Here is a 21,457-nt window from a genome sequence, read left to right as displayed (position 1 = left end):
TTACATAACGAACGTTAGTTTGCTACTATAATTGTATTATAGGACACGAAAAAAGACAAACGGAGTAGTTTGTCTTTTTCTATACTTCTACCTATTATATCAACCTTTTGAAAAATTCGTTTGCACCTCTTGAATTGGCCAATATCGTAAATCAACTTTACCGACAACTGTATCAGCTTTTACAAAACCAAAATGTCTACTATCCCAGCTCCCGAGGCGGTTATCACCTACTACAAAAATATATCCAGGTGGCACCGTTTTTTCCTTCGTTAACTCTTCTAGCGTAAAATCACCTGTTAGTTGTCGTCCATTTATCTCTTTCTTATATTTCTCTAGATAAGGTTCATCCACGAATTGTCCGTTTATATATAGTTTATCATGCTTATATTCAATATGATCCCCAGGTAAACCGATAATTCGTTTTACGTAGTCCTCTTTTTTGTTCGCATGAAATACAACAACATCAAACCTATTCAAGTCCCCCACTTGATAACTCACCTTATTTACAACGAGCATATTGCCATCTTGCAATGTCGGCATCATTGACTTCCCCTCTACAACATACGTTGAAAAGAAAAACGTTCGAAAAAATACAGCTAATAATACACCAATTAAAATTGTTCGTATCCACTCTATGCCTTCTTTTTTCAAAGTTTTCTTCATCCGCTTCTCCCCTTATCCTTTAATAATGAAGCTTTCCTTTACAAAGAAGACTTATTCTTAATGCAGTTCTAACTTTACTTCAATTTTCTTGCCGACATACCATAAAATAAAAATACCAATCGCTACAATGACTGATTTCACCGGATTATGAATAAATGACATTAAATCATGACCGATATACGTTAAAATAAAAATCATCACAAGCTTTCCGAACGCGAGCGCAAGACCAAACTGTTTTACACTAATGCGCGATAGACCAGCGACAACATTTATAAGCGCAGACGGTGTAAACGGAAAACAAAAGATGACGAAAATCGGCGCGAACCCTTTCCTTTCAATCCATCCCATTGCCTTTCGTACTTTCTCATGCTTATTCACAAAAGAAAAGAAACGACTTCGGCCAAAATGGCGGATTATGAAAAAAACAAGTAAGGCACCCATTACTGATCCAAGCCAAGAATAAAGAAAACCGAGCCAAAATCCAAATGCAACAGCATTCGCCAGTACAAATACGATAAGTGGCAATGCTGGAATTAGCGCCTCTATCATCGGTAGCCCAATACCAAGAAGTGGTCCGAACGCTTTATAGCTTTCAACAATATGATCCATATTTTCTGGTGAAAAATACTCTTTGATTGTCTGAAAATCCATTCTACACTTTACCCCTTTACTCTAAGTACTACCTCTACTGTATCATTGCCTATATGAAAGAGGAAATGGTAGATACGACATATGGAGATGTAATTATTAAGTTTCCATATCTTTCATGAGAATTCCTTCATTATTATGCTATGATAATCTATCAATATTCGACAGGACGTGAAGTTATTTTAAATAACATGCGCCGATTATAGCTTAATGGTTACATTTTATGAGAAAGAAGAAAATGCAAAAAGTAATAATTAGTCTTTTTCATATAGGTAGCGACGGATGATTATTTTACCTTCAAACAATCCTCTAATGGCGAGTTCTTACAAGCAATTTTTTTAGCAAGCGTACACTGTCAATCACGATAAGTATTAATATATGTAAGAAAGATAGTATTAATAATGTACTCCGAATAGGTACCATTCGAAATTTGTATAAAAATTTATCAATCATATATATATCTTCTTCATTTGTTATAGTTGCAGGAGTGAAGATAAGATAATCTTTCCAGTTATCTATCCACGTTAAATTAACTGCGGAAAATTCCATCGTTCCTAACCACAAATAAAGAAAAATTGGTATAAGAATCATATATTGCAGGCTATGTAATATCTTTCTTTTCTTCTTACATTCAATAATTTGAAAGACAATAAGTGTCAGTACATACACGATTGACAGAAAACATACTATAGTGACAAACGGTTGAATTGAAAAAGCAAATAGCAATTTATCAATTTCGCTAATTTGACTATAATCTGTTGTATTTTGAGGTGTGAAAACAAAATATCGTTTATCAGCGACTATCATCAACTGACTACCAGTGAAACTAGTAAACACAAATGTAAGAAAAAACATAGGCAAAGCAAGAATATATTGCGCCCAAAATAACAGGTTCCTTTTCAACATACCATCTCCTTTTTATACAGGATGAAAAAATATACTGTATGTTCACACTATAGTGTATATGTATAATTTTTCCATTGCATTATGATTATATATTATCTTGAACCCTTCGAGAACAAAAGTTTGTACATTCTCTCATTTTGTTTATAAATCTTACAACGTAAACTGTATATATAATGAAATCAAAAAGGATGAGTCACCTCATCCTTTTCCTCTCATACATCCTCTTCTCTAACAAAATACACACTCTCATATGCTGGTTTTAATCTAGATTCTTCATTTTTATCAACCTCTTTAAAACAAGGATTCCCTTGTTTTTTCCTACGATCTTCATACTCAGTACGCAATTTTGCTGTACGATTTTGTTGATTTTCAAAGCTAGTTTTCGATATCTCTAACTTCACCGCAAAGCCATTTATAAATCGAATAATAAGGTTTCCATCTTTTAATTCTTTATTGCTTTCAATATAAAAATGAGACAGCCACGCGCATTCTTTTCTAGAATAAGAATAAGTAGGGAAAAAATAAAGTTGATCGGTCGGACTAATCGCAATTGGAGCTTTATGTGTAATGTGAGTTAACTCTTTCGTTCCTTCTTTTCTGCCTAAGAAACTAGAACCATGCTTGCGACAACTTCTTTCTATAATATCTAGAGGTTTTTGAAATACGAAAAAAGAGTCTTGCACTTCAACAACTCGCGTAACAATTTTCTTTTCACTGAGAATTACAGGAAGTAAGGCCATTGTATTTTTATTTACAACATAGTTTTCGACGTAGCGTTCTACTTTACTTTCCATATTCCACTATCTCCTTTTTTCTATTTATATTAGCAGCTGCATGTATAATTTTAGCATCTATGAAAAGGAAATGGCTTACAGATTCCGCTTTTTTACAATACTTTATTATTTGTCAAACACCTTTTAAATTAATAAAAATTAATATAGTGATTAATAAATTATTCATACATAAAATATATTTATACTACCTATAAATATTTACAATTGCTTTCTCATTTCACATCATTACGACAATTAACTTTGCTATAATAAAAATAAAAACCCAATATATGGAGGTCTACTATGGAAGAAAAGGAAATGCAGCCAACAATTCAAATGAAAAATAGTAGCATTGTGATCGTGAAAAACTCAGCTAGTATTATATTTGGGCTATTTTTCATTCTATTATTCTTTGCAAAGCCTTTTCGTAAATCGAAATGCTCTGAATGTAAGAAACGCAAGAAGAAAAAAGTTGAAAAAGAAGAGTAAAAGGCTTTCTATTTTGGAAAGCCTTTTGCTCTTCTTCCTATTTTCTTCCGGGTGTCCTTGTATCCCCTTTTTAATATTACTACATACAAAAAACATGATTAAAAATGATCCACTACGTTAAAAAGTACTTGTACGTGTTACCCATTTTTATTAAGAACTTCACCTTTATACATCACTAGCAACTTTTTAACTCGTTAAATCTGCAATATAAGTTTTGTATATAATTCCACTTCAAAACACAAAATATGTAAGTGATTATTTATGATTACATTCGTTTTTTATCTAATTCCAAAAAGGAGCTGTATAATATGGAGAAAAAAAGTCTATTAAGCCAACAGATTAATAGCGTCCCATCAGATGCTCTGAATACCCCTAGTAAGGAGCAAGAACAAATGTTAGAAACATCATCTCAAGACGAACAAAATTCTAACAACAATGCTAACAAAAAAGATGATACTCAAAGCCTATATGGCGCAGATTTACCCATTTCAGATATAGACAGAACAACAAATAAAGTGAAACTTTAATCAGTGGGGGTTTTGTTCATCCCCACTGATTATCAGCCCTCACCAATCGGACTTTTACGGACAGTTGATCCCCCACCTAACTTCTTTGCTTCCACTGAATTTTAAGGTGGGGATCTTACTGCCCGTTAAAGCGGGATAAAAAATGAATTGCAAAGAAAAAATTAAGAACAAATAAAGTTTTACTTTCTCGTTTAGAAAGTAAAACTTTATTCAGCCCTCAATAATTGAGCGTTAACAAGCAGTTGGTCTCCCGTCGAATTTTAAGACGGAAAGACTTTCTCCACAACAAAAAAAGGATGGCAGCAGCCATCCTTTTTTCCATAATAAACTATAAAATTATAGTTTGATTACGTTTTTAGCTTGAGGTCCACGGTTGCCATCTTCGATTTCGAAGCTAACTTTTTGACCTTCTTCTAGAGATTTGAAACCGTCAGTTTCGATTGCAGAGAAATGTACGAATACATCGTTTTCGCCTGGAACTTCGATGAAACCGAAGCCTTTTTCGTTGTTAAACCATTTTACTTGTCCTGTTACTGCCATAATTATTTCCTCCTAAGAAAATACATTTTTTAAAATTTTTAGTTTTCCTATCTAAAAAAAGAATCCACACATTATCAAATACGAAACATAAACTAGTTCTCACATACTTTTTCTCGTTCGTTTCCAGCACTTGATAATATATGGATTGCTTAATTTAACTATTCAACTGACATTATCATAGCACATTAAAATAAAATGTACAATCTTTTTTGAAAATAACTGACAAATTAAATCACGTATGCAATTATTAATATCTTATTTGAATAAAAATAAACAAATCTTCCAAATGCCACTATATTCCTTTTTCTAAGTGTTAAAATGTAATCTGACAGTACTTACTGGAGGGGATGAAATGTCAAACTGCACAAACGAAGAAAAGCTTACAGGAGGAAACGTCTCAAACGTATATCGTTCTAAAAATACTGTTCGACGAGAATTGAAGCCAGACAGTGCAAAAGTTCATAAGTTATTACAGCATTTAGAAAACAAAGGTTTTCATTACGCACCAAAGTTTTTAGGTATAGATGAAAAAAATAGAGAGACTTTATCTTTTATTGAAGGAGATGCTGGAAATTATCCTTTAAAAGAATATATGCGATCTAATGATGTGTTAAAAGAAATAGCAAAGATGCTTCGCCTTTATCATGATGCGGTAAGTGACTTTCCGTTATTAGATGATTGGAAACCTATGGACCATACCCCAAATAACATTGAGGTTTTATGCCACAATGATTTTGCCATATATAACATTATATTTAATAACGAGAAACCAGTAGGTATTATTGATTTCGATGTTGCTGCTCCTGGCCCAAGAATTTGGGATATCGCTTATACGCTTTATACTTGTGTGCCTTTAAGTAGAGTGTATTATACGGAATCAGGCGAGGCAATTCGTTATGAATCAACACAACATGCTGATCGTATAAAAGAAAGAGTGCAATTGTTTGTTCAGTCCTACGGGAAAAGTATGGACGAAGATTACTTAGGAATGGTACTACTACGCCTAGAAGCGTTATGTACGTATATGAAAAGAAAAGCGCAAGAAGGCGACTTGAATTTCCAAAGAATGATTGATGAAGGACATTTAGAGCATTATGAAAAAGATATGAAGTTTATTCGTGATCATGGAGCTGAGTGGATTTGATCATATTGTCTTTTTTTGTCGGTAAGTCGATATCCTTTGTCGAATCGTCGATATATTTGAAAAATCGTTGATATATTTTCATTTACTCTCGAATCGTGCGAAAAATAATAAGGGGCATCCTTCAAAAAGGGGCCCCTTCCTTTTATTTCGTAAATTGTGCTTCTTCTGTAGATCCTTTTAATGCTGTCGTTGATGAAGTACCACCTGTAATCACCTGTGCTACTTCATCAAAGTAACCTGTTCCTACTTCTCGTTGATGGCGAGTTGCAGAGTAACCGTGTTTTTCTGCTGCGAATTCCGCTTGTTGTAGTTCAGAGTACGCTGCCATGCCGCGCTCTTTATAGCCGCGTGCTAATTCGAACATGCCGTAGTTTAATGAGTGGAATCCAGCAAGTGTTACGAACTGGAACTTATAACCGTAAGATGCGATTTCTTTTTGGAAGCTCGCAATTGTTTTCTCATCTAGTTTTTGTTTCCAGTTAAATGAAGGTGAACAGTTGTATGCAAGCAATTTCCCTGGATGTTCTTTATGAATTGCTTCCGCAAATCGTTTTGCATCTTCTAAATTTGGTTCAGACGTCTCGCACCAAACAAGGTCTGCATAAGGAGCGTATGCTAAACCACGTGCAATTGCTTGATCAAGGCCCGCCTTCGTACGATAAAATCCTTCTGGTGTTCTTTCTCCTGTAATAAACGCTTTATCAACCGGATCAATATCACTCGTAATTAAATCAGCTGCATCCGCATCTGTTCTTGCAACGATAATTGTCGGCACTCCCATTACGTCAGCAGCAAGGCGTGCTGAAATTAAATTACGTACCGCTGTTTGCGTCGGTAGTAATACTTTTCCGCCTAAATGACCGCATTTTTTCTCTGAAGATAATTGATCTTCGAAGTGCACACCTGATGCGCCTGCTTCAATCATACCTTTCATCAGCTCAAATACGTTTAATTGTCCGCCAAATCCAGCTTCTGCATCTGCTACAATTGGCACGAAATAATCTGTATCACCGCTTCCTTCCATATGCTGAATTTGATCCGCACGTTGCAGTGTTTGATTAATTCGTTTTACTACAGCAGGTACGCTATTCGCTGGATATAAACTTTGGTCTGGATACATATGTCCAGAAAGGTTCGCATCCGCCGCTACTTGCCATCCACTTAAATAAATTGCTTTTAACCCAGCTTTTACTTGTTGCATCGCTTGGTTTCCTGTTAATGCGCCAAGTGCGTTAATATAATCTTCCGTATGAAGCGACGCCCAAAGCTTTTCAGCACCGCGGCGCGCTAATGTATGCTCAATATCAATTGATCCACGCAGGCGAATTACATCTTCTGCCGAATATGGACGTGTGATCCCTTTCCAACGCGTATCTAATTCCCAGCTCTCTTGTAATTTCTCGATTCTTTCGTTTTTCATTTGTTCCATCCCCTTTTCACTTTTTATAAAATTTCATAACCCGGTAATGTTAAAAATGGTACAAATTCATCATTCCGAACGAGATTTGTAAATAACGTTGTTGCCTCTTGGAATCTCCCTTTCTTAAAGGCTTCTTTACCAATCTCTCTTTCTATTTTTGCTAACTCTTCTTCTTTTAGCTCTTCCATTAATTCAAGTGTAATATTACGACCATCATTTAATTTTCCACCTTCATGGCGAATCCATTGCCATACTTGTGCCCTAGAAATTTCCGCTGTTGCTGCATCTTCCATTAAGTTATAAATTGGTGCTGCTCCCCGGCCGCTTAACCAAGATGCAATATATTGAATACCTACGCTAATATTCAGACGAAGACCCTCTTCTGTAATCGTTCCCACTGGTACTTCTAATAAATCCTTTTCTGTAACATGTATTTCTTCACGTTTTCTAAAAATTTGATTTGGCGTTTTCATAATGTGATTAAATACTTCCATCGCGACTGGTACAAGTCCCGGGTGGGCAACCCAAGTCCCATCATGACCGTCTAAAGCTTCGCGCTCCTTATCCGCACGCACTTTTTCAAAAGCTGCTTCATTCGCTTCTGGATTGTTTTTAATTGGAATTTGTGCTGCCATTCCTCCAATAGCTGGTGCATTACGACGGTGACACGTTTGAATGACTTTCAAAGAATACGCGCGCATAAACGGCGCCGTCATCGTGACTTGCGCTCTATCTGGAAGTAAAAATTCATTATGATTACGGAAACCCTTTAAAAAACTAAAAATATAATCCCATCTTCCGCAATTTAATCCAGCAGAATGATCTTTAAGCTCATACAAAATTTCATCCATTTCAAACGAAGCGTGAATCGTTTCCAATAATACTGTTGCTTTAATCGTTCCGTTTGGAATACCGATATATTTTTGAGCAAATACGAAAACATCATTCCATAGCCTTGCTTCTAAATAGCTTTCCATTTTCGGTAAGTAAAAGTATGGACCGCTTCCTTTTGCTAAAAGAGCTTTCGCATTATGGAAAAAATAAAGTCCAAAATCTACTAAGCTACCAGACATATTCTTCCCGTCAACTTGCATATGTTTTTCTTCTAAATGCCATCCTCTTGGACGCACAATTAATACTGCTGTTTTACTATTTAAACGATATTCTTTTCCGTTTTCATTTTTATGTGAAATCGTTCCCTTTACTGCATCTCGTAAGTTTATTTGACCTTCAATTGCATTTTCCCAAGTTGGTGAATTCGAATCTTCAAAATCCGCCATAAAAAGATGTGCTCCTGAATTTAAAGCGTTAATAACCATCTTTCTATCTACTGGACCAGTAATCTCTACGCGGCGATCCTCTAAATCTTTTGGCAATTTAGCAATTGTCCAATCCGCTTCACGTATGTGCTTCGTTTCTTCTAAAAACTTCGGAAACTCTCCTGCATCAATTCTCTTTTGTTTCTCCGCACGCTTTTGTAAAAGTTCTATGCGGCGCTCATTGAAATTTTCATGTAATTTCTTTAAAAAACTAAGCGCCTCAGGTGTCAATATTTCGTTGTACGCTGGTAACATTTCTCCCACGAGTGTAACCCGTGAAGTTTGCGTCGACATATTAGCATCCCCTTCTTAAACTGTTTTATAACAGATTTGATTTTATGTTTTATATTATATAACAAATCTTCAGAAAAGGAAGTTTTTTTTGAAAATTTAATCGTTTTTTTTGTAAAACTGTATTCTTCCACCGGTCTTACACATAAAAAAGAAGCCGGTGTTATACAACACCAGCTTCTTGTTCTATTATTTATTCAAAAATTGTTTTAAATAAGAATTGCGCATATTGTTCACGTGTTACTTTCATGTTTGGAGCAAAGTTACCCTTGCCATCTCCTACTGAAATACCATTTGAACCTACTGCATTAATCGCATTTTCTGCCCAATGTCCTTTTGGTACATCTTTAAATCCTTTTGTTTCTTTTACTTCTAACTCATATGCTACTGTAAGCACTTGTGCCATTTCTGCACGTGTTAATGTATCTTTCGGTCTAAAGTTTCCAGTTCCATCACCATTAAAGATACCTAATTCTGTTAATACTAAAATTTCTTCTAAGAACATTGTTGATCTTTCATTAATATCTTTATATGGATTTTCAAGAATATCGCCTTCCTCGAATACTTCACTGAAATCCATTGTGCGATAAATTAAAGCGGCTACTTGTTCACGTGTTACGTTATGTCCAAAACCGAACACACCATTTCCATAACCAAGCATAATTTCTTGTTCTGCTAAAGTTTGAATTGCTTCATAAGACCAATGTCCTGCTGGTACATCTTTAAAGAATGCCTGACTTGCTTGTTGTGGCTTTGCAGCTAATTCAGCTTTTGCTGTTGTCCCTTCAGCACTAAATGCTACTCCACCCATAATTGTTAAAGCTGTTGCTACTTTTAAAACTTTTTTCTTCAAAGTATTCTCTCCCTAAAAAACATATTTTTTTCTAATATAAAGAATTAATGGAAGCGTAACAATATAATTTTCATGTGAGTTTTGTCTAATTTATGAACTATATTTCACATACTTTTATTTACACTTTATTAATAATAAAGTTACTAAACCGTATATTTAAACAATAAAAAGTCACTTTATTCAATCTCTTCTTATCCACTAAATTCGAAAAACTAAATTACGAATAGAAAATCGATATAATTACAAATAATTTTAAATAAGAAAAAAGCGTGGAATTCCCGCGCTTTTTTCTCGATATATATTATATTAATATAATTTAAACATCCTTATATTTTAACTTTCATTCATAATCTTCATCTTTTACTGGAAAATAAAAAACAGCTTTATTTAAAAACGTTGCATATTGCTCACGTGTTACAACTTTATTCGGTTCAAATTTCCCATTTCCTGTTCCTACTATGACATGATTAGACTGTAGTGCACTAATCGCATTTTTTGCCCAATGATTATTTGGTACATCTTTAAATGTATGGTTCTTCTTCACCTCAAATGTAAATGCATTCGTAAGAATTTGTGCCATTTCTGCGCGTGTTACTGGTGCAGTTGGTCTAAAGTTTCCTTTTTCATCACCTTTAAAAATACCATGCTCTGTTAATACTAAAATTTCATCTAAAAACATTGTTGCTCTCTCAGAAATATCTTTGTATGGATTTTTTAAAGGTCCTTCCTTTTTCAAATTCAATGTACGATACAGCACTGCTGCTACTTGTTCTCTTGTTACATTATCACCTACACCAAACTTACCATTTCCATACCCTAACATTACTTTATTGTATACTACATCCATTATATCGTCATATGCCCAGTAGTTTACTGGAACATCATCAAACACAATCATTTCTGGATATTCTTCTGCTTTTACGTTTGGAACATTCGTACTTACAAACAAACCACCCATAATAGTTACCGTTGCCATTATACGTAACATATTCTTCTTCATTGCCCTCTCCCCTTTACCTCCATTTGAAAAAACGGAAAATAATAGACTGAAATCCTTTCCAATATTACATATGTTGCCTTTGCACCATTTATGCAATATATTACATTTAAAAAATCTATTATTGTGAAAATCACTACTAAAGGAGAGCCAATTCGCTCTCAATTTCAACTTTTATACCGAATTGTACGCAAACTAATTTTCTTTCCTGTATTCATGTAAAGGTGTTTCTATAATATAAATATTCTACTTTTTTTTAAAGAAATCCTTCACGTTTTAATAGTTCATTTTCTAGACAAAAAATGCAATTATATCGACTTAACTACAACATACGACAATAGTAACCTCTCTATTAACAAAAGCTCATAATGAGCGAAAGATACCTCTTCCACAAATTATGAGCTTTCTCTTTATCTATTCCATTTTCCCTGGAGAATTATCAATTGATCGTTGTAAAAACTTTGCAAATTGCCCACGTGTAACGAGCATTTCAGGCTGGAACTTGCCATCTCCCGTTCCTACCGCTACTTTATTAGACTGCAATGCGCTAATTGCATCCCTTGCCCAATGATTTTCTGGTATATCTGTAAATGTATGTGGACTCTTTGTTTTCAACTCATATGCTTTCGTTAAAATTTGTGCTAATTCTGCACGAGTCAATGTATCTTTCGGACGGAAATTCCCATTTTCGTCTCCTTTAAAAATACCAAGCTGTGTTAAGCGTAAAATTTCGTAAGGGAACATGGTTGATTTCGCACTAATATCTCCATATGGATTTCCAATAGTCGCACTTCTTTTTACATGAAGTGCGCGGTACAATACTGCCGCCGCTTGTTCACGTGTTATATGATCTTCTGTCCCAAACTTACCATTTCCATAGCCATACATAATGCGATGATATACTAAATTTGTAATTTCATCATATGCCCAATAATCTGTTGTTACATCATCAAACTTTATCATAATATTAGGACTAGATTTTTGGATAACATCTGTATTTGCAGACACACCATTTGCACTTACAAATATTCCCCCCATTAAAGTTAGTGATGTCGCGATCTTTACTAGCTTTTTCATCCCTCTCATCTACCTTTTCCTTTATTTCCCTGCAAATTATATTATACAATAAATCTGAAAATTTCAAATGCAATTAAACCTAATTATTTACAATTACGAATACAATTTTTCTTTTACTGCTATTTCCTCATCCTTCGTTTTTCGAAAAGTAAATGCCATTCCTACAAATATAAGGATAATCCCTACTACTTGCATACTAGTCGGTCTAAACCCAGTAAAGACGGTATCTAATAGTATTGCAACCGCAGGATCTAAAAATACTAATACAGAAATCATTCTAGTAGATAAATCTCTTAAACTGTCAAAAAATAAGTAATATACAAATCCAGTATGTATAAGACCTGTCGCTGTAATCATCATCCAATTCATCTCTGTTAATCCTTGAAACTTGCCAAAATCTACGAATGGTAGCAATAAAAATATACCTAAAAACGTTTGTAAAAATGTCATCGCATATGCGCTCGTATGCTGAATTCCTTTTCCTAGTAAAGTAGTAAAAGCATAAAATAGTGCCGCAAGTAGTGCCCATACCATGCCAGATGACATCAGTTTTTCAAGTGATAGACTTCCATCTACTCCAGCCACTAACACTGTACCGATAAAACAAATGACAATGGACAAAACAGCAAACATTGTAAGTCTCTCTTTAAATACAATACTACCAATCATTAATACGATAATGGGTGCTAGATGATAAACTGAAATCGCAATTGTAATCGACATAACTTCAAACGCTTTAAATAGAAATACCCAGTTAAAAACGAGAAATACACCGCATGCTAATATTTGCATGATTTCTTTTTTATTCCATTGCTCACTTTTATATTGTCCTGTTACGAGCCAACATAATGCTAAAAATATAGTCGCACAAATACAACGAACGAATACTAATTCAAAAGACGGTAAACCTGTTTGAACAGAGAAAAATCCAATTGATCCGAAAATAGACATCGAAAGGATCATTTTTATAGCCGGCATTGATTTTGAATGAAACAAAATATTAACCTCCTAAACATTTCACTGAATATTCCATATATTATACACTATAATTTTCCAAAACTCGAATAACGCATAAAAAAGAAGCAGTACACTACCGCTTCTTTTCCTTTTCATATTTTTCAAACGTATGAATTCTTTCGAAAATTGGTGGATGTGTGTATAAGAAAAACTTCACTAACGCAGGAGGATTTACTTGGCTTAAACTCGTTTTTGATAAATATTGAAACGTTTTTACACCAGATTTCCCGTCCTTCGTCATGTCTAAAGCATATTGATCTGCTGCTCGTTCTTCTATACGAGAAACGTAGTTTGTTGCTGGTTGTGATACAAAAGAGAGGACAGAAGAAATTAAGAAAAATAAAGGTAAAATTGAGAAACATGCTGCTTTTGGAATTTGCAGCGTATCTCCCCATTTTCGAATACACATATTGATAATACGACTAATGAGGTACATCCCTATAAACGATAGCAACACATAACTCGCAACGCCCCAATATATATGTTTCATAACATAATGCCCCATTTCATGGGCCATTATAAATAAAATCTCTTTATCTTTTAATTGCTTAAGCGTCGTATCCCACATTACAATACGCGAGTTAAGTCCTATTCCTGTTACGTAGGCATTTAATGCATTCGTTTTTTCCGACATATTGACTTCATATACATGTTTTGCTGGAATATCAGCTTTGTCTGCCATCGCTAAAATTTTCGTTTCTAATTCTTTATCTTTCAGCGTCGAAAAGTCGTTATACAGTGGATCAATCACGACAGGCTGTATGAATGTTAAAAAGATTGTAAACGGAACAGAGAGTGCCCAGCCTGCTAACCACCATCTCTTCGGGAATTTACGGATAAGCCAGAGAAGAACCGTAACTACAATTAACATAGTTGCATAACTTTCCCAAAAACCGATAACATGATCTTTTATCCAGCTTTGTGTACTTTGCGTTGAAATGCCGTAATCAACGGAAACTTTTCGGCTAATCCATTGCATCGGCAAGGCAAGAACTGTTGTAAGTAATGATAAATAAAAGAAATAAATCGCAACTTGCAGGACACTTATTTTCGTCGTTTCCTTCGACCATTTCTCAAACTTTTTTGAAATACCGAGCACAAGTACAAATAATAAAATAATCCATTCAAGAGGCGTCGCTAAAAAATACAGTAAATTTTTCACGCGCGAATAATCTTGGCTTAGCGTAAGCTCTCTTGCATTCATAAACGTTTCTGGATCTGCACTCGTTCCTTTGTACATGTCAGGAATTAGTTCATGATTCCATCCAAATAAATACCAATATATAAATAACGCAAACCCAACGTACAAAAAAAGCGACCACCCGATAACCTTCCTCACGCTATTCCCTCCTCTATGCTGCCTGTCTATTATTATTGTAAGTTCGTACATGCTAAATTAGAACAAGCTTATTACGCGAATTGCTCGAGATCCTTTTATTTACATAAAAAAACTCTTCTACAAATAGAAGAGTTTTACCTACCTTTAGACGTTTTCTTCGGTTCATACTCTGGGATAAGAGACGTACTTACAACCCAGCTTTTATATAGCGTATATATTCATAGTCTTGAAAAAATAAAGTCGTTACAATAAGCGTAAAAAATCCAATTAAAACTAGTACATATCCTATTTGCTTCTTAGCTAACATAACGTGCTTCCTTAAGGAAGTACATCCATTAATAAGCTAAAATCTTGTAAAGAAAAAGAACTATATTTCATAATACCTTGTACAGCTAAAAGTAAAATAAGACCGGTCACACACATATAATTAACGCTTTCTTCACTCTTTTTTTCAGCAACTACACCGCCACTAATACATAAAATCCCTAGCAAATGAAGTGCTAAATACATAAAGAAATAAGCTTCCTCCCAGCGAAGAATAACGTTGACTGTCGTTATTAGCACTATACTAAGCACAATCAAATAAAAAAACTTATTTGATGATATTGTTTCATTCATATAATTTTATACATCCCTTTCAAATTTAGAATGAATGATGTTTCAAAGCTATAAAGTAAATGATTGTTTTCATACTATAAAACAAAAGGAAAGCCACTATTACTTTCTCGAATATTTTATGAACCCACATATACTTCTCTTCATTTTTTCTGAAGATGCGCTTCATCATTTCTTCTACTATTAGACCAAATATTAGTAAAACCCCTAGCACAATAAGAAGAGAAATAATATTTTCTTTTAAATGATTACTAGAGAACAAATAATACTCCGGAAACACAATCGTATCTACTACAGGTTGAAGCCAATGACAAACGCTTTTATCACACATATCTGTAATAGACGTAGCATCTATAATGTCTTTCAATATTTTTCCAATCGTCTTCTTCATCTCATTTACTCCCCACGACGTCTGAAAAGCTTTTTTCCTGCTCTACATATATAGCGGGCATTTCTTTACTCCAATATTTGCGGTTAACAAATAAAAAGATGAGTACTAAGTTTAATCCTGTTATAAAAATAATAAGTCCTGGAAAGAACGTCGTATAATTTGAGAAATCTGCAAAACTCATTATCTCTTCTTTATTTATTAAAAAAGAAGCACCGATTACAAATGCATTGTTTAACATGTGAATAGCAATTGGCATGAGTAAACTATTCGTACGAATATATACGATTGATAGTACAACGCTAAATACAATTGCACCTAGGAAATCAACGTGTAACAATGCAAACAATATTGCTACAACAATGATCGCTATACTCGTTCCCCATTTTGCTGCGAAGCGTTGCAGTAAAAATCCGCGAAAAACAAATTCCCCAATAATTGGTGCAATGAATACGACCATAATAACTTGATAAACATATCCCCCAGTGCTATCCATAATCGGTTCACGTAATGCATTCATAATAAATGTCGGTGTAATCCATGCAAAGCTATACATGTACAAAATAAGATATCCATAACTAAACACGCATAACATGATCGTAATGTATAAAACTTGCACCAGGTTAAATGTTTCATTTCTATTAATAAATAATGAAAATGCAACACGGTGTTTTTTATACGCAAAATAAATCCACGTAATCGGCAGGATATAGAATATAAGAATATTTATAAAAGTAGAATTTTGCATATGAAATGTATTTTCTATCAATTCATTACTGGCTCTTGCAACTACAGTTAATAGTGCAAATACAATTAAAAAATATCTAGCTCGCATCGTTTGAAACGGATTCACACTCATCTCCTCCCCTATGTTACTTTTATCATATCATTTGATTCTTAATTTTTTGAGAAAGAAAACCTTAAAATTTCCTTAAAAATTCCATAAGTTACCGAAAGATGATATGATATTCGAGGAAATTAGGAGGGATTTTTATGTATGAAGCAAATATTTTGCTCGTTGATGATGAAACAGCAATTTTACAATTACTAACTACCATTCTTGAAAAAGAAGGTTTTTCTCATATTACAACTGCAACATCAGCTGAAATAGCTTTATCTCTCACGCAGCAAAACGATTACGACTTAATTATTTTAGATGTCATGCTTCCTGGACAATCTGGTTTTGATATTTGTCCCATCATTCGACAGAAAACAGATTGCCCTATCTTCTTCCTCACAGCTAAAGCATCTGATTTAGATAAAATATCTGGATTTGCACACGGTGCAGATGATTATATTACGAAGCCATTTAATCCACTTGAAGTAGTAGCTCGTATGAAAGCACAACTCCGAAGACATATGAAGCAAGTAATGACACATGAACAAAAAGCACACTCTAGTTCATTTGGTAGATTTGCAATTGATCGCGATTCCGCAGAACTGACAGTGAATGGACATGTTGTCGAATGTTCAGCCCAGCTATTTCAGCTACTACTCTTCTTTTGCGAGAATCCGAACTATGTATTTTCGAAGGAAGAAATATACGAAAAAGTTTGGGGAGCACCAGCCTATAATGGCGATGACAATACTGTTATGGTTCACATTCGAAAACTACGTGAAAAAATTGAACAAGACCCAAGTAAACCAGAATATATAAAAACCGTTCGCGGACTTGGCTATAAGTTCATTACAAAGTAAGGTGACGATATGAATTTTAATAAACGACTCATTATCCAGTTTATTCTGCAACACGTATTTGTTTTAGTTACATTACTAATTGCTGTAGTAGCTGCTTTCACTTATTTAATTTTTCTTGTTACTAGTACTTCATATGAACCGAATATTCCAGATGCTGATAATTTTATGATTGCAAGATATATCTCTTCAGAAGATGGCGATATTTCGTTAAAAACTGAAGTAAAAGACTTAATGAAAGAGAAAAATGATTGGATTCAAGTTGTAGAGGAAAACGGAAAAGTTCTCTATCACTTTAATACACCTAGTGACGTACCGACATCTTATACGAAGGCATCTTTATTCTCATATATACAGAATCACATAGAAAGCCCTTATACATTTACGTATTGGGAAATTGAATTAGAAGACAAGAATGTGCTTGTTATTTATGGCAGTATGTTAAAAAGCAATGAATTACTAAAAACAATCCAGAAAACGCACCCTTCTGTATCTACAGATTCGTTCACATTAACAGAAGAAGAACAGCATTTACTTACTAAAGAAAAAGCAACACTTCAAATCTTTAATAGCGTTGGCGAAGAAGTATTCTCCTATCCAAACGGAAAGAAAAAAACATTTTCTGTTATACAAGCCGCTCTTAGTGAAAAAGAACCGTGGAATCATAAAGAAAACACGTCTAGCTTTTATGACACAAATAGCAATCATCTTCTCGTTGTAACTGCCAAAAATGAGTACTACTACCCAGATGATGAAATAGACGATGTATTTGCTAAAAAGTTTCTAATCGGATGCGGATTAATCCTTCTTATCGTATTTGTTTATTTAGTCATTCTTTCTATTTGGTACGGTAATAAATTTGGAAAACCGTTATTACATGCGATGCGCTGGCTTAAAAACATAGCTGGTGGAAAGTACGAAGAGCCTGTTAGTAAAAAAGGAAAACCTGTCAGGTTCAGGAAATCTGGTAAAGAAAAATGGTCATTCCGCTTATTTAGTGATGTTACAAATTCACTAGAGCACCTTTCTATTACACTCAAAAAAAATGATGCGATGAGGCAAGTACTGCAGCAAACACGTGAAGAATGGATTACTGGTCTAACGCACGATTTAAAAACACCACTAAGTTCTATATACGGCTACGCATTATTACTAGAATCAAAACAGTATAACTGGACTGATCGTGACATTCAGCAATTCGGCAGCGTTATGAAAGAGAAATCTCAATATATGACCACACTAATTGATGACTTAAGCTTAACTTATCAATTAAAAAATAATAGTCTTCCTGCGCAGCATGTAAACATTGAAATGAATCAATTCGTCCAAAAAGTATTATTACAATTCATTAATAATCCGACACTTCAAAATCAAAATATTGAATTCGTACCAAGCTCAAATAAAATTCAATATTTCATTGAAGAAAAATGGTTCCAACGTATTATCGAAAACTTACTCGTAAACGCGGTAAAACATAATAATGAAACGACTAATGTCATCGTAAAACTTTCACAAAACGCTACTTCATTTACACTATCTATTTCAGATAATGGAAAAGGAATGGATGATAAAACGAAAGAACTTCTATTTGAGCGATATTACAGAGGAACAAATACAGAAGAAAGCAACATCGGAACGGGACTTGGCCTCGCTATTACGAAACAGCTCGTCCATGCTCATAACGGAACGATTTCTATCGATAGCAAACTAGGAAAAGGAACAACAATTATACTTGTGTTTCCGTTTCGTTCATAGAAAAGACGCTATGTGGCGTCTTTTCTTTTTTCTATTCTGGGAGAATTCAGCGGTATATGAAATGATGTAGACCATCTTTCTGAGTTATTTCAGCGGTATATGAAATTATATCGGCGATTTTGCGAATATATCAGCGCAACTCGAATTATATCGGCGATTTTTCAAATATATCGGCGCAAATCAAAATATATCAGCGATTTTCTGAATATATCGACTTACCGACAAAAATCGACAACAATAGCACCCCATCTTATATGCAAAGCTCCTGAAAAACAACGATTCCGCCCGCGCCAATTGAAATTTCACGAAATAAAAAAGCGAGCCATTTCTCAATGACTCGCCCTCACTCTATTATTTTTTCTTCACCGGTATCCAAAGTTCCACTTGAGCGAACTCACTTTTATCTTCGTGGCAACGCTCATCGTATAGTTCAAACTCTGTAACGCCGCAATGTTCATAGCCTGAATGGGGGAACCATTCTGAGAATACTGCGTTCCACGTTTGGTGAATAGACGATACCATTTCTTCATGAGGAACTTTCGGCGTTGTAAATACTGCATATGTAGCCGATGGGAACGTACGCTTCGCAATTCCATCTGGTACATTTTCAAAGTCTGTAACTTCCATTCCAATAATATACGTGAAGTCCCCTGTTTCTAAATTAAAATCAGTACATAATCCAAGCTCTACCCATTGGCTCGTATCTTTACGATTCGGAATTGTCGTTCCAAGATCTTTTTGTAAATATTCTTGCCAAAATGCTGGAATGTCTTGATGGTTTTTTCCTTCTTTACTCGTCGTCTTCAGTTCATAACCCGCCACTAAAAATTCTGGTTTATTTACAATACGATATTCCATTTGTATGCCTCCTAAATACGGATTTAATTTTCTTTGCTTTACATTCACACTGTAATATATCGGTGTTTCTATTTCTTGCTTTCGATATTCACTCGGTGTCATTTGAAATAATTTTTTAAAGGCTCTCGTGAACGTTTCGTGAGATTGAAAGCCATGCTCAAATGCGATATCAATAATTTTTTCATCCGTATGAGAAAGTTGATAAGCTGCCCGGGCTAGCCTCCTCTTTCGAACATACTCCATTACCGTATCACCTACTAACGCCTGGAATACACGATGAAAATGCGACTCAGAAAAACCTGCAATACGCGCTAAATTACGCAGCGTCTGTTTTTCCATTACATCTTCCTCAATATAATCAATGGATCTTTGAATTTGTGTTTCATAACTTTCCATCTCTGTTCACCCGCCTTATATGTATTATGATAAAAGAGAATCTTATCCAATTCTTGACGTTTTTTACTATAATTTTAAAAACAAATGTAACTTTTTTATATGTATTTCGTTGTTATGTATGAAGGGAGGGAAATTAGTGAAACGCAAACAATCATTAGAAGACATTTATACAGAGCATATGCATGATTTATTTCGCTATCTTCTCTCCCTCACCGGAGATTCTCATTTTGCTGAAGATCTCATGCAAGAAACCTTTTACCGAATGCTCGTCCATATTGACTATTATAAAGGCGAAGAAATTAGACCATGGTTATTTACAATTGCCTACAACGCCTTTATCGATTGGTATCGAAAAGAGAAAAAATATAAAACAACTACAGTGGAAGAATTCCATTTACCAAACGTACCAAGTACAGAACATGAATATTTCGTAAAACATGAGATTGCTAGTTGGTTAGACAGTTTATCTTCTCTTCCGCTCGAAAGACGAAATGTTCTGTTACTACGAGATTACTACGGATTCTCATATAAGGAAATAGCAGAAATGACCGGTCTCTCATTCGCGAAAGTAAAAATTGAATTACACCGCGGACGAAAAGAAACGAGAAACATAAAGGAGTGATACAGATGGGTTGTGCAGCATTTAAAAAACTATGGGAGAAATACGAAAACGGAACACTCACGCATGATGAACAAGAGCTGTTAGAAAGTCATATTGAGACATGTGAAGAGTGTGAAGCTTATTTAGATGAGTTGCTTTTGAAGAATGAACCAATAAAGAAAAGACTGCCACCACAAAACCTGAAAGTCCCTTTTTGGAAAATAAAATGGAAACAACGTTGGCAAACCGTTAGTTTTGTCCTTGCCGTTTGTATTGCAATCTATTTTGTCGGCCATTTTTCGTCTTCTCTTTACTTCTATAATATGAAAAAGTTAGTCGAAGTAGATGAAATTCCAGCACTCGCACTAGAAGCAACCATTCCAAATAGTCGTTCCGCTGGAGGCAGTACAAAGATTAAACCCTTTTTCCGTACAGAAAATGAAATGAATTTAGTTAAAACGGTCGGCAAAAAAGAAATTCCAATTGGTACAGTAACAACGCGTAGCTTCTTATCATCTGTAACTGTCAAAAATAAATCATGGGAAAACAAACCCTTTTCCAAAAAACTTTCCTTTGTTCACCCAAAAATCAAGCAAGATGATCATTTGAAAGAAATATCTAAAAAAGTTTGGGATACACTCGGAAAGATACATGAGGGCACCGTTGCAGAAGTAGCGATATCTTTTGACAAACCTTACACGTTACAGGAAGTAGAATCCCTTTTATATAGCGTATTTGAAGCACAAGAAATGCCGCCAACTCCTTTATGGTACGCTTTAGACACAGGGCAAGAAAGAATAGATGAAGAAGATTTTATCTTGCATAGCGGAGAGGTTATCGGATTTCCAGAACATATAAACCTCCCTGATAGTGAAGCAGAACGACCGAAGACAAAAGAAGATGAAGTAATCGAAATGATGCGTATTCTTTCTGAGCATAAAGAAACTGTAAGTAAAACTACTCAGACTTCTGAAAAAGAGCTGAACTTAGATAAGCGTTATGAGTATGTAAAAGAGAACGGTGTAAAAGTATACGGGATCGTCATTACCGGACCGTCGAAAGAGTTATTAAAATTACAAAACTCGCCTCACGTTCGTTATGCGACTCTTGGGGATATTGAGGTTTGGAATTGGTTTGATCAGTGAT

24 protein-coding genes are annotated in these 21,457 nt (G+C 34.7%); 7 read left to right on the top strand and 17 right to left on the bottom strand.

What is annotated here, in order from left to right; translation table 11 throughout:
• Positions 1–99 precede the first annotated feature (99 nt).
• The 4 genes from lepB to ACTFRN_RS07570 all read right to left on the bottom strand — a co-directional run bounded on the left by lepB (position 100) and on the right by ACTFRN_RS07570 (position 3,011).
• Positions 100–663, bottom strand: a complete 564-nt coding sequence (lepB, locus tag ACTFRN_RS07585; RefSeq protein ID WP_000751900.1) for a signal peptidase I — start codon at positions 661–663, stop codon at positions 100–102.
• Between the two features lie 57 nt (positions 664–720).
• Positions 721–1,314 carry a TVP38/TMEM64 family protein gene (locus ACTFRN_RS07580; protein ID WP_000347516.1) on the bottom strand — a complete coding sequence of 198 codons (594 nt, stop codon included), beginning with the start codon at positions 1,312–1,314 and terminating at the stop codon, positions 721–723.
• A 306-nt stretch (positions 1,315–1,620) separates the two neighbouring features.
• Entirely contained in the window at positions 1,621–2,217 is a 597-nt protein-coding gene (locus ACTFRN_RS07575; RefSeq protein ID WP_074568009.1) for a DUF4306 domain-containing protein, read from the bottom strand.
• Between the two features lie 212 nt (positions 2,218–2,429).
• Entirely contained in the window at positions 2,430–3,011 is a 582-nt protein-coding gene (locus ACTFRN_RS07570; protein ID WP_088106549.1) for a competence protein ComK, read from the bottom strand.
• A 282-nt stretch (positions 3,012–3,293) separates the two neighbouring features.
• Here ACTFRN_RS07570 and ACTFRN_RS07565 point away from each other — a divergent pair, with 282 nt between their 5' ends.
• Positions 3,294–3,479, top strand: a complete 186-nt coding sequence (locus ACTFRN_RS07565) for a hypothetical protein (protein WP_074567789.1) — start codon at positions 3,294–3,296, stop codon at positions 3,477–3,479.
• Positions 3,480–3,787: 308 nt separating this feature from the next.
• Entirely contained in the window at positions 3,788–4,006 is a 219-nt protein-coding gene (locus ACTFRN_RS07560; RefSeq protein ID WP_070805466.1) for a hypothetical protein, read from the top strand.
• Between the two features lie 336 nt (positions 4,007–4,342).
• Here the strand turns inward: ACTFRN_RS07560 and cspA are convergent, their stop codons facing one another.
• Positions 4,343–4,546: an RNA chaperone/antiterminator CspA gene (gene cspA / locus ACTFRN_RS07555; protein ID WP_000301518.1), complete on the bottom strand. Its 204-nt coding sequence runs from the start codon at positions 4,544–4,546 to the stop codon at positions 4,343–4,345.
• 352 nt (positions 4,547–4,898) lie between these two features.
• On the opposite strand from cspA, the gene ACTFRN_RS07550 reads away from it, so the two are divergent.
• Positions 4,899–5,690, top strand: a complete 792-nt coding sequence (locus ACTFRN_RS07550) for a phosphotransferase (RefSeq protein ID WP_074567790.1) — start codon at positions 4,899–4,901, stop codon at positions 5,688–5,690.
• A 142-nt stretch (positions 5,691–5,832) separates the two neighbouring features.
• Here the strand turns inward: ACTFRN_RS07550 and aceA are convergent, their stop codons facing one another.
• The 11 genes from aceA to ACTFRN_RS07495 form a co-directional block, all read right to left on the bottom strand.
• A complete protein-coding gene (gene aceA / locus ACTFRN_RS07545) occupies positions 5,833–7,110 on the bottom strand; it encodes an isocitrate lyase (protein WP_000787356.1) in 1,278 nt (425 codons plus the stop codon).
• A 23-nt stretch (positions 7,111–7,133) separates the two neighbouring features.
• Entirely contained in the window at positions 7,134–8,723 is a 1,590-nt protein-coding gene (aceB, locus tag ACTFRN_RS07540) for a malate synthase A (RefSeq protein WP_000107332.1), read from the bottom strand.
• A gap of 190 nt (positions 8,724–8,913) precedes the next feature.
• Positions 8,914–9,573: an S-layer homology domain-containing protein gene (locus ACTFRN_RS07535; protein ID WP_014893224.1), complete on the bottom strand. Its 660-nt coding sequence runs from the start codon at positions 9,571–9,573 to the stop codon at positions 8,914–8,916.
• A 340-nt stretch (positions 9,574–9,913) separates the two neighbouring features.
• The gene (locus ACTFRN_RS07530; RefSeq protein ID WP_014893225.1) at positions 9,914–10,573 is read right to left on the bottom strand and encodes an S-layer homology domain-containing protein; all 660 of its coding nucleotides are present in this window, start codon (positions 10,571–10,573) and stop codon (positions 9,914–9,916) included.
• Positions 10,574–10,984: 411 nt separating this feature from the next.
• A complete protein-coding gene (locus ACTFRN_RS07525; RefSeq protein WP_014893226.1) occupies positions 10,985–11,656 on the bottom strand; it encodes an S-layer homology domain-containing protein in 672 nt (223 codons plus the stop codon).
• 84 nt (positions 11,657–11,740) lie between these two features.
• Positions 11,741–12,643, bottom strand: a complete 903-nt coding sequence (locus ACTFRN_RS07520; protein ID WP_000469089.1) for a DMT family transporter — start codon at positions 12,641–12,643, stop codon at positions 11,741–11,743.
• A 94-nt stretch (positions 12,644–12,737) separates the two neighbouring features.
• On the bottom strand, positions 12,738–14,003 hold the full coding sequence (locus ACTFRN_RS07515; RefSeq protein ID WP_001233282.1) for a M48 family metallopeptidase: 1,266 nt from the start codon (positions 14,001–14,003) through the stop codon (positions 12,738–12,740).
• Between the two features lie 187 nt (positions 14,004–14,190).
• Positions 14,191–14,310 carry a hypothetical protein gene (locus ACTFRN_RS07510; RefSeq protein WP_014893227.1) on the bottom strand — a complete coding sequence of 40 codons (120 nt, stop codon included), beginning with the start codon at positions 14,308–14,310 and terminating at the stop codon, positions 14,191–14,193.
• Between the two features lie 11 nt (positions 14,311–14,321).
• Positions 14,322–14,621, bottom strand: coding sequence for a hypothetical protein (locus ACTFRN_RS07505; RefSeq protein WP_001006054.1), 300 nt, complete (start codon positions 14,619–14,621; stop codon positions 14,322–14,324).
• Positions 14,622–14,646: 25 nt separating this feature from the next.
• Positions 14,647–15,009 (bottom strand): hypothetical protein, encoded by a 363-nt coding sequence (locus tag ACTFRN_RS07500; protein ID WP_041184461.1) that lies wholly within the window; start codon positions 15,007–15,009, stop codon positions 14,647–14,649.
• Between the two features lies 1 nt (position 15,010).
• The gene (locus ACTFRN_RS07495; protein WP_000115762.1) at positions 15,011–15,865 is read right to left on the bottom strand and encodes a CPBP family intramembrane glutamic endopeptidase; all 855 of its coding nucleotides are present in this window, start codon (positions 15,863–15,865) and stop codon (positions 15,011–15,013) included.
• Between the two features lie 134 nt (positions 15,866–15,999).
• Between ACTFRN_RS07495 and ACTFRN_RS07490 the strand changes: the two genes are divergently transcribed.
• Together ACTFRN_RS07490 and ACTFRN_RS07485 are read left to right on the top strand one after the other, a co-directional pair.
• Positions 16,000–16,704 carry a response regulator transcription factor gene (locus ACTFRN_RS07490; protein WP_000272685.1) on the top strand — a complete coding sequence of 235 codons (705 nt, stop codon included), beginning with the start codon at positions 16,000–16,002 and terminating at the stop codon, positions 16,702–16,704.
• 9 nt (positions 16,705–16,713) lie between these two features.
• On the top strand, positions 16,714–18,456 hold the full coding sequence (locus ACTFRN_RS07485; RefSeq protein WP_074567792.1) for a sensor histidine kinase: 1,743 nt from the start codon (positions 16,714–16,716) through the stop codon (positions 18,454–18,456).
• Between the two features lie 351 nt (positions 18,457–18,807).
• Here ACTFRN_RS07485 and ACTFRN_RS07480 read toward each other — a convergent pair whose 3' ends face one another.
• Positions 18,808–19,710: an AraC family transcriptional regulator gene (locus ACTFRN_RS07480; RefSeq protein ID WP_049112947.1), complete on the bottom strand. Its 903-nt coding sequence runs from the start codon at positions 19,708–19,710 to the stop codon at positions 18,808–18,810.
• Positions 19,711–19,828: 118 nt separating this feature from the next.
• On the opposite strand from ACTFRN_RS07480, the gene ACTFRN_RS07475 reads away from it, so the two are divergent.
• Entirely contained in the window at positions 19,829–20,332 is a 504-nt protein-coding gene (locus tag ACTFRN_RS07475) for an RNA polymerase sigma factor (RefSeq protein ID WP_139302994.1), read from the top strand.
• 5 nt (positions 20,333–20,337) lie between these two features.
• On the top strand, positions 20,338–21,456 hold the full coding sequence (locus ACTFRN_RS07470) for an anti-sigma factor (RefSeq protein ID WP_088106547.1): 1,119 nt from the start codon (positions 20,338–20,340) through the stop codon (positions 21,454–21,456).
• Position 21,457: the final 1 nt, after the last annotated feature.

The organism is Bacillus cereus group sp. MYBK245-2, from assembly GCF_051916145.1.
Lineage (GTDB): Bacteria > Bacillota > Bacilli > Bacillales > Bacillaceae_G > Bacillus_A > Bacillus_A pacificus.
This window is presented reverse-complemented; position numbering and strand designations above follow the sequence as displayed.

Coding starts and splice junctions, on each gene's coding strand:
- ACTFRN_RS07550 (WP_074567790.1), top strand. CDS start 4,899: ATGTCAAACTGCACAAACGAAGAAAAGCTTACAGGAGGAAACGTCTCA.
- ACTFRN_RS07580 (WP_000347516.1), bottom strand. CDS start 1,314: ATGGATTTTCAGACAATCAAAGAGTATTTTTCACCAGAAAATATGGAT.
- ACTFRN_RS07480 (WP_049112947.1), bottom strand. CDS start 19,710: ATGGAAAGTTATGAAACACAAATTCAAAGATCCATTGATTATATTGAG.
- ACTFRN_RS07505 (WP_001006054.1), bottom strand. CDS start 14,621: ATGAATGAAACAATATCATCAAATAAGTTTTTTTATTTGATTGTGCTT.
- ACTFRN_RS07500 (WP_041184461.1), bottom strand. CDS start 15,009: ATGAAGAAGACGATTGGAAAAATATTGAAAGACATTATAGATGCTACG.
- ACTFRN_RS07525 (WP_014893226.1), bottom strand. CDS start 11,656: ATGAGAGGGATGAAAAAGCTAGTAAAGATCGCGACATCACTAACTTTA.
- ACTFRN_RS07485 (WP_074567792.1), top strand. CDS start 16,714: ATGAATTTTAATAAACGACTCATTATCCAGTTTATTCTGCAACACGTA.
- ACTFRN_RS07495 (WP_000115762.1), bottom strand. CDS start 15,865: ATGAGTGTGAATCCGTTTCAAACGATGCGAGCTAGATATTTTTTAATT.
- lepB (WP_000751900.1), bottom strand. CDS start 663: ATGAAGAAAACTTTGAAAAAAGAAGGCATAGAGTGGATACGAACAATT.
- ACTFRN_RS07510 (WP_014893227.1), bottom strand. CDS start 14,310: ATGTTAGCTAAGAAGCAAATAGGATATGTACTAGTTTTAATTGGATTT.
- ACTFRN_RS07470 (WP_088106547.1), top strand. CDS start 20,338: ATGGGTTGTGCAGCATTTAAAAAACTATGGGAGAAATACGAAAACGGA.
- ACTFRN_RS07475 (WP_139302994.1), top strand. CDS start 19,829: ATGAAGGGAGGGAAATTAGTGAAACGCAAACAATCATTAGAAGACATT.
- cspA (WP_000301518.1), bottom strand. CDS start 4,546: ATGGCAGTAACAGGACAAGTAAAATGGTTTAACAACGAAAAAGGCTTC.
- ACTFRN_RS07490 (WP_000272685.1), top strand. CDS start 16,000: ATGTATGAAGCAAATATTTTGCTCGTTGATGATGAAACAGCAATTTTA.
- ACTFRN_RS07575 (WP_074568009.1), bottom strand. CDS start 2,217: ATGTTGAAAAGGAACCTGTTATTTTGGGCGCAATATATTCTTGCTTTG.
- ACTFRN_RS07530 (WP_014893225.1), bottom strand. CDS start 10,573: ATGAAGAAGAATATGTTACGTATAATGGCAACGGTAACTATTATGGGT.
- aceA (WP_000787356.1), bottom strand. CDS start 7,110: ATGAAAAACGAAAGAATCGAGAAATTACAAGAGAGCTGGGAATTAGAT.
- ACTFRN_RS07565 (WP_074567789.1), top strand. CDS start 3,294: ATGGAAGAAAAGGAAATGCAGCCAACAATTCAAATGAAAAATAGTAGC.
- ACTFRN_RS07560 (WP_070805466.1), top strand. CDS start 3,788: ATGGAGAAAAAAAGTCTATTAAGCCAACAGATTAATAGCGTCCCATCA.
- aceB (WP_000107332.1), bottom strand. CDS start 8,723: ATGTCGACGCAAACTTCACGGGTTACACTCGTGGGAGAAATGTTACCA.
- ACTFRN_RS07570 (WP_088106549.1), bottom strand. CDS start 3,011: ATGGAAAGTAAAGTAGAACGCTACGTCGAAAACTATGTTGTAAATAAA.